10 protein-coding genes are annotated in these 7572 nt (G+C 68.6%); 6 read left to right on the forward strand and 4 right to left on the reverse strand.

Annotated elements, in window-relative coordinates; genetic code table 11:
• The first annotated feature begins 42 nt into the window (after positions 1-42).
• Positions 43-282: a chaplin gene (locus tag ACIPTO_RS26420; protein WP_366319229.1), complete on the forward strand. Its 240-nt coding sequence runs from the start codon at positions 43-45 to the stop codon at positions 280-282.
• Positions 283-504: 222 nt separating this feature from the next.
• A complete protein-coding gene (locus ACIPTO_RS26425) occupies positions 505-744 on the forward strand; it encodes a chaplin family protein (RefSeq protein WP_266767278.1) in 240 nt (79 codons plus the stop codon).
• 278 nt (positions 745-1022) lie between these two features.
• Here the strand turns inward: ACIPTO_RS26425 and ACIPTO_RS26430 are convergent, their stop codons facing one another.
• Positions 1023-1811 carry a hypothetical protein gene (locus tag ACIPTO_RS26430; protein ID WP_366319227.1) on the reverse strand — a complete coding sequence of 263 codons (789 nt, stop codon included), beginning with the start codon at positions 1809-1811 and terminating at the stop codon, positions 1023-1025.
• Positions 1812-1943: 132 nt separating this feature from the next.
• Here ACIPTO_RS26430 and ACIPTO_RS26435 point away from each other — a divergent pair, with 132 nt between their 5' ends.
• From ACIPTO_RS26435 to ACIPTO_RS26445, 3 genes are all read left to right on the forward strand, one after another.
• On the forward strand, positions 1944-2735 hold the full coding sequence (locus ACIPTO_RS26435; RefSeq protein ID WP_200690084.1) for an ABC transporter ATP-binding protein: 792 nt from the start codon (positions 1944-1946) through the stop codon (positions 2733-2735).
• Between the two features lie 76 nt (positions 2736-2811).
• Positions 2812-3246 (forward strand): NfeD family protein, encoded by a 435-nt coding sequence (locus tag ACIPTO_RS26440; protein ID WP_366319225.1) that lies wholly within the window; start codon positions 2812-2814, stop codon positions 3244-3246.
• Positions 3247-3398: 152 nt separating this feature from the next.
• Positions 3399-4358, forward strand: a complete 960-nt coding sequence (locus ACIPTO_RS26445; protein WP_366319223.1) for an SPFH domain-containing protein — start codon at positions 3399-3401, stop codon at positions 4356-4358.
• A 74-nt stretch (positions 4359-4432) separates the two neighbouring features.
• Here ACIPTO_RS26445 and ACIPTO_RS26450 read toward each other — a convergent pair whose 3' ends face one another.
• The 3 genes from ACIPTO_RS26450 to ACIPTO_RS26460 all read right to left on the reverse strand — a co-directional run bounded on the left by ACIPTO_RS26450 (position 4433) and on the right by ACIPTO_RS26460 (position 6447).
• Positions 4433-4939: an HNH endonuclease gene (locus ACIPTO_RS26450; RefSeq protein ID WP_366319221.1), complete on the reverse strand. Its 507-nt coding sequence runs from the start codon at positions 4937-4939 to the stop codon at positions 4433-4435.
• 145 nt (positions 4940-5084) lie between these two features.
• Complete coding sequence (locus ACIPTO_RS26455) at positions 5085-5624, reverse strand: YbhB/YbcL family Raf kinase inhibitor-like protein (protein ID WP_401196129.1); 540 nt, start codon at positions 5622-5624, stop codon at positions 5085-5087.
• Positions 5625-5664: 40 nt separating this feature from the next.
• Positions 5665-6447: a sporulation protein gene (locus ACIPTO_RS26460; protein WP_401196131.1), complete on the reverse strand. Its 783-nt coding sequence runs from the start codon at positions 6445-6447 to the stop codon at positions 5665-5667.
• 139 nt (positions 6448-6586) lie between these two features.
• Here ACIPTO_RS26460 and ACIPTO_RS26465 point away from each other — a divergent pair, with 139 nt between their 5' ends.
• On the forward strand, positions 6587-7228 hold the full coding sequence (locus ACIPTO_RS26465) for a DNA-3-methyladenine glycosylase (protein WP_401196134.1): 642 nt from the start codon (positions 6587-6589) through the stop codon (positions 7226-7228).
• The last annotated feature ends 344 nt before the right edge of the window (positions 7229-7572 follow it).

The raw sequence follows: 7572 nt of genomic DNA on the forward strand, positions 1-7572 counted from the left end.
TGCCGCGGCGCCTGCCGCGGTGATCGCTAGGAGGGCTCAGAAGTGAAGAACCTGAAGAAGGCAGCGGCCGTGACGATGGTGGCCGGCGGGCTGGTCGCCGCCGGTGCCGGACTGGCCTCCGCCAACGGCATGGCCGACGGCCAGGCCGCCGGTTCCCCCGGCGTCGGCTCGGGCAACGTCGTCCAGGTCCCGGTGCACATCCCGGTGAACGCGGTCGGCAACAGCGTGAACGTCATCGGTGTCCTGAACCCCGCCTTCGGCAACCTCGGCGTCAACCGCTGACGCTCGTCGCCGCGCGACAGTGACCTCCGGCCGCCCAGGGCACTCCCTGGGCGGCCGGTCTGCTCGTCACCTGGTCACCTGGTCACCTGGTCGGCTTGTCGCGCCAATGATCCGAACGGGCAGTCACACGCGCATCAGCGTGCCGTTTCCGCTTCCCCCCGCGTTGATCAGCGCACGACCCGCGGCCGGGTCGGTCACGCAATCGCAGGAGGAACGCTTCTCATGAACATCGCCAAGAAGGCCGCTGTGGCCCTCACCGTCGCCGGTATCGCCGCCGGTGCCTCCGCCGGTGCCGCTTTCGCCGACGCCGGTGCCGACGGCGCGGCCGTGAAGTCCCCGGGTGTCGGTTCGGGCAACGCCGTCCAGGTCCCGGTCCACGTCCCGGTCAACGTCGTCGGCGACAGCGTCAACGTCATCGGCCTGCTGAACCCCGCGTTCGGCAACAAGGGCATCAACGGCTGACGCCACAGCACGAAAAAAGGGCCCCGTGAGTCAACGACGACTCGCGGGGCCCTTTCGCGCCCCCTCAACCCAGGTCGGGCACGGCCAGCCCGTCCGGTGACATCTCACCCCAGACCACGCACATCCAGCCCGTCCGGTGACCTGTCAACCCAGGCCGCGTATATCCAGCCCGTCCGGCGTTTGAGGACGAGGCCCTTTCGGGGCCGAAGCGGGGGCCTGGGGGCGTAGCCCCCAGAAGACGCCCACCCCGACACCGGGCATCCACCACGAAGGAACCTTCACCGCACCCCCTTCTCCCGCTCCTCCACAACGGAGTTGTACGCCGCGACCTGCGCCCGCCGAGCCGTCCTCTCCACCGGCCGCAACGCCTCGGCCCGAGCCGACATCTCCGACGCGCTCACCGCACCCCCGGGCCCGCTCTCGTACGCCACGGACACCAGCAACCCCACCCGCTGCGCAAGTTCCAGCACCCGCACCGCCCGCGGCGGATACCCCGGCGCCAGCACCTCCCGCCCCCGCTCCGCCCGCGCCCGGTACGCGTCGACCGCCGCCTCGGCCACCGGCCCGGAACCGGCGACATCGAGCCGCGACAGCACCTCCGTGGCATCCCGCAGCGCCTCCGCCAGCTCCCGCTCCGCCTCCCCGAGCGACGGCACGTCGGCCGGCGGCGCCTCCCGCACCGGCAGGCAGTGCCACACGACCTCGACATGGACGTCACCGGCGGGACCGGCCTCGTAGACCTCGGGGACGAGGCCGAGCGCGGCGCCGTAGCAGACCACCGCCTCCTCCGCGTCGAGGGCCCGCGCGTTGAAGGCGGGCGGGCCGCTCAGCCCCAGCGGGTGTCCCGAGGCGGGCAGCGCGACGCGCAGTCCGGTCACCCCGAGGGCGCGCAGCCGCCCCAGCGCGAGCGTGAGTCCGACGGGCGCCGACTCGCCCGGCAGCCCTTCCACCCGGTGCACGGCGTCCTCGCCCACGATGGCGAGCACGGCGTCGTCCGGTGAGACAAGTCCGGCCAACAGGGCATTTCCCCAGGCGGCGAGGCGTCCTGAGCGTGGTTCCGAAAGCATGGCGTCCACCCTAAGGACAGGACCGATGGAATGGACCGCCCGGCCGGTGGCGTAGATTTCTTCGAGGGCTGCGCCTACCGGCGCACGCGACAGCCGAGACAGGCCGACGATGCAATGGGAGACAGCGCGCTCATGAGCGATGTTCTGGAGCTGGAGGACGTAACCGTGGTCCGGGAGGGCCGGGCTCTGGTGGACCAGGTCTCCTGGTCGGTCAAGGAGGGCGAGCGCTGGGTCATCCTCGGCCCGAACGGCGCCGGCAAGACCACGCTCCTGAACGTCGCGTCCAGCTACCTGTTCCCCAGCAGTGGCACCGCGACCATCCTCGGCGAGACCCTCGGCAAGGTCGACGTCTTCGAACTGCGCCCCCGCATCGGCGTCGCCGGCATCGCCATGGCCGAGAAGCTCCCCAAGCGCCAGACCGTCCTCCAGACCGTCCTGACCGCCGCCTACGGCATGACCGCCGGGTGGAACGAGGACTACGAGGACGTCGACGAGCAGCGCGCCCGCGCCTTCCTCGACCGCCTCGGCATGAGCGACTACCTCGACCGCCGCTTCGGCACCCTCTCCGAGGGCGAGCGCAAGCGCACCCTCATCGCCCGCGCCCTGATGACCGACCCCGAGCTGCTCCTCCTCGACGAGCCCGCCGCGGGCCTCGACCTCGGTGGCCGCGAGGACCTCGTACGCCGTCTCGGCCGCCTCGCCCGCGACCCGATCGCCCCCTCCATGATCATGGTCACCCACCATGTCGAGGAGATCGCCCCCGGCTTCACCCACGTCCTGATGATCCGTCAGGGCAAGGTCCTCGCCGCCGGCCCGCTGGAGCTCGAACTCACCGCCCGCAACCTGTCGTTGTGCTTCGGCCTCCCGCTGATCGTCGAGCAGGTCGGCGACCGCTGGACCGCACACGGTCTCCCCATGGCCTGAACTCCCTTGTAAGAAGCGGGTGCAGGGACATATGCGCCCTGTCCGTGACGGCACCCTCCGCCCTACCATTGACCATGTGAACGACATCGGCGGTTGGGTGTGGTGGCTCGTCGGCGCGGTGGCACTCGGGATTCCCCTCGTGGTGACCGCGATGCCGGAGTTCGGCATGCTCGCCGTCGGGGCCGTGGCCGCAGCGGGGACAGCGGGGATCGGCGGGGACCTCGTCGTCCAGGTCGTCGTCTTCGCCGTCGTCTCGGTCGCGCTCATCGCGGTCGTACGGCCCATCGCGAACCGGCACCGCTCCCAGCGCCCCCAACTCGCCACCGGAGTCGACGCGTTGAAGGGAAAACAGGCCGTCGTCCTGGAACGGGTCGACGCCTCGGGCGGCGGCCGGATCAAGCTCGCCGGAGAGATCTGGTCGGCGCGCGCACTCGACACCGACCGCGCCTACGAACCGGGCCAGGAGGTGGACGTCGTGGAGATCGAGGGAGCCACCGCGATCGTCATCTGACCTCGCAGGACGCGGGCGAGGACCTCGCGGGACTCAACTGAACCGAACGGCACACGAGTTGCTCGACGGTCTGTCAGACTCGACCAGCAAGATCTTCAACAACCATAAGATCTTCCGAAAGCGCCGAGGCGGAGAAGGGTACGGGGAGCACGATGGAACCGGTCATCATCGTCCTGATCATCCTGGTGGTGTTGGTCTTCATCGCTTTGATCAAGACGATCCAGGTCATCCCGCAGGCAAGTGCCGCGATCGTGGAGCGATTTGGCCGCTACACCCGCACGCTCAACGCGGGACTCAACATCGTCGTCCCGTTCATCGACACGATCCGCAACCGCATCGACCTGCGCGAACAGGTCGTACCGTTCCCGCCGCAGCCGGTGATCACCCAGGACAACCTGGTCGTCAACATCGACACGGTCATCTACTACCAGGTGACGGACGCGCGGGCCGCGACCTACGAAGTGGCCAGCTACATCCAGGCGATCGAGCAGCTCACGGTCACCACGCTCCGCAACATCATCGGCGGCATGGACCTGGAGCGGACCCTGACCTCCCGCGAGGAGATCAACGCGGCCCTGCGCGGAGTCCTCGACGAGGCCACCGGCAAGTGGGGCATCCGCGTCAACCGCGTCGAGCTCAAGGCGATCGAACCGCCCACCTCCATCCAGGACTCGATGGAGAAGCAGATGCGCGCCGACCGTGACAAGCGCGCCGCGATCCTCACCGCGGAAGGCACGCGCCAGGCCGCCATCCTCACCGCCGAAGGTGAGAAGCAGTCCCAGATCCTGCGGGCCGAAGGTGAGGCCAAGGCCGCCGCCCTGCGCGCCGAAGGTGAAGCCCAGGCAGTCCGCACGGTCTTCGAGGCGATCCACGCGGGAGACGCCGACCAGAAGCTCCTCAGCTACCAGTACCTCCAGATGCTCCCGAAGATCGCCGAAGGCGACGCCAACAAGCTCTGGATCGTCCCCAGCGAGATCGGCGACGCCCTCAAGGGCCTCTCCGGCGCGATGGGCAACATGGGCCCGTTCGGCGGCGGTTCGGGCAACGACGGAGGCAACTCCGCCAACTCCGGCGCCCCTTCGGAACGCCGGGAGAAGCCGTCCATCGACTGACGGACCCGCCACCTGTCCTACGACACTGGGGCCCACCTCCCGCAGGAGGTGGGCCCCAGTTCCGCTCACGTGCCCTACGCGGCCGGCTGCACCAGCCAGTCGGGCAGCGCGTCGAAGTCCTCGGTCCCCAGCGCCAACAGCATCGCGTCGGCCGGCGTGGGCTCGAACGGCTGCCGCAGCAACGGCATCCCCGCCTGCTCCGGAGTCCGCGCCGCCTTGCGGTGGTTGTCCTCCGCGCACGAGGCCACCGTGTTCAGCCAGGAGTCCTGACCGCCCTGCGCCCTCGGCACCACATGGTCGACCGTCGTCGCCCGCCTGCCGCAGTACGCGCACCGGTGCCGGTCCCGTACCAGCACACCGCGCCTCGACCACGGAGCTTGTCTTCGGAAGGGCACCCTCACATACCGGCACAACCGGATCACCCGGGGGGCCGGTATGTCGACCTCGGCTCCGCGCATGCGCAGTTCGGGGTGGGCCTGCTCGACGACAGCCTTGTCCTGGAGCACCAGAACGACGGCTCGATTCAACGTCACCGTCGACAGCGGCTCGAAGCTCGCGTTCAGCACCAGCGTGTCCCGCATCCAGCCCACCTCCCATGTGCAATCGGCCCACCACATGGCGGGCTTGGATCAACTCTGGCCGGGCACGCCGAGATGGACAACGCAATAAAAAATGCCCGCCCCTGATCAATTCCATGACCAGAGGCGGGCAAACGTTCAATGAACGTCAGTCTTCGGCGGGAACCTCGTACTCACCGATCAGCTGGGCGCGCGCCAGCGTGTGGAACCGCAGGTTGAAACCGACGACCGCGGGAGACACGTCCGAGTCCGGACCGAGCTTCTCCGTGTCCACGGCGTACACCGTGAACACATAGCGGTGCGACCCGTCCCCGGGCGGCGGCGCGGCACCCCCGAAGTCCTTCGACCCGTAGTCGTTCCGCACCTGCACGGCGCCCTCGGGCAGCCCCTCGAACGTGCCGCTGCCCGCCCCTTCCGGCAGCTCCGTCACCGAGACCGGGATGTCGAACACCGACCAGTGCCAGAACCCGCTGCCCGTGGGGGCGTCCGGGTCGTAGCAGGTCACGGCGAAACTCCTGGTCTCGGGCGGGAAGCCCTCCCACCGCAGCTGCGGCGAGGTGTTGCCGGCCGCGTAGACCTGAGCGTCCTTGAGCGTGGCCCCCGGCTCGACGTCGGCGCTCGTCACCGTGAACGACGGCACGGGCGGGTGGAAGTCATGGGGGAGCGGTCGCCGCTTCAGCTCGGTCACCTCGGTACCTCCTGATCGGACTCTTCAGTACGCCCCGAGCCTAGAACCAGTTCCGCTTGCTGCCGACCTCGGACAGCCACTGGTTCAGATAGGCCGCCCAGTCCGTCCCGTGGAAGTCGTGCAGACCCACCTGGAAGGACCGGAAGGTGTCACTGCCCTCGCTGAAGAGGCCCGGCTTCTTGTCCATCTCCAGGATGACGTCCATCGCGTTCTCGTCGGCGACGAAGCTCAGCTCCACCTGGTTCAGCCCGCGGTACTGCGACGGCGGGTAGAACTCGATCTCCTGGTAGAACGGCAGCTTCTGCCGCGTCCCCCGGATGTGCCCGCGCTCCATGTCCGCGCTCTTGAAGCGGAAGCCCAGCTGGATGAAGGCGTCCAGAATCGCCTTCTGCGCCGGCAGCGGATGCACGTTGACCGGGTCGAGGTCGCTGGAGTCCACGGCACGGGCGATCGCCAGCTCCGTGCTCACCCCGATGTGCATCCCGCGCAGCGACTGACCGTCGATCATCGTGACCGGCGTCTCCCAGGGGATCTCCAGACCGAACGGCACCGTGTGCGCGGACCCGGCCTGGAGCTCGAACGCGCCGCCCAGCCGCATCTTCGTGAACTCGATGTCCTGCTTGTACTCCTGGTCACCGCTCTCGACCTCGACCTTGGCCTGCAGTCCGACCGAGAGTCCCTGGATCTCCTGGGCGACGGACCCGCCCTGGATCCGCACCTCGCCCTGGACGACCCCGCCCGGAACGACGTTGACCTCGGTCAGCACCGTCTCCACCGAAGCCCCGCCGGCCCCCAGGCTCGCGAGCAGCTTCTTGAACGCCATTGACTCTCCCTTTACGTGTGGACCCTTGATCCCTACAAACGCGCACCAGGCGCGCCCGGTTCCGCGCCACACCGCTGGCAAGCGGACCGAACCTTGACCACCCCTTGGTACAAGCGCGGTTGGACTACGCTCGGACGCCATGATCGCGCCCCCGGACCGTATGCCCCTCCCCAGGGAGTTCTTCGACCGCCCTGTCCTGGAGGTGGCCCCCGACCTCCTGGGCCGCGTCGTCGTCCGTACGACCCCCGACGGCCCGATCGTCCTGCGCATCACAGAGGCCGAGGCCTACGACGGTGGCAACGACCCCGCGTCCCACGCCTACAGGGGGCCGACGGCACGCAACGGCGTGATGTTCGGTCCGCCCGGACACGTGTACGTCTACTTCACCTACGGCATGTGGCACTGCATGAACCTGGTCTGCGGACCCGAGGGCACCGCGCGCGGGGTCCTGCTCCGGGCCGGCGAGATCGTCGAGGGCACCGAACTCGCCCGCAAACGTCGACTCTCGGCCCGGAATGACAAAGAACTGGCCAAAGGCCCCGCCCGGCTGGCCACCGCCCTGGACGTCGACCGCTCCCTGGACGGCACGGACGCGTGCACCCCGGACGAGACACCCATCAGGATGCTGGCCGGTACACCCGTGCCTTCCCATCAGGTAAGCAGCGGCCCCCGCACCGGAGTCTCCGGCGAGGGAGCGGTCCACCCGTGGCGGTTCTGGATCACCAACGACCCTACGGTTAGCCCGTATCGGGCACATACGCCGAGACGTCGGCCAAGTTGACGCGTCTTGGCGGGGTGCGTAATGTAGCCCGAGCCACTTGACCCGGGTACGGCGTTCGCCTGCAGCCGGAAGCGGCCAACCCACTACTTACGACTCTCCCTCGCTGAGGGCGATTTCGGCGTGCTCGCATGCCTGAATTCGAACTCGTGGAACTCGATTATGAGTTGCCGAGGGAATCGGCTAACGTAGTGAATGTCGAAAGGCCGACGGACGAAAGACCAAAGCCTTTCGCCAAACCCCCCGACAGGGAATCGGAACCGGAAACGGTCTGATAGAGTCGGAAACGCAAGACCGAAGGGAAAAGCCCGGAGGAAAGCCCGAGAGGGTGAGTACAAAGGAAGCGT

Source organism: Streptomyces sp. NPDC090083, from assembly GCF_044747445.1.
Taxonomy (GTDB): Bacteria; Actinomycetota; Actinomycetes; order Streptomycetales; family Streptomycetaceae; genus Streptomyces.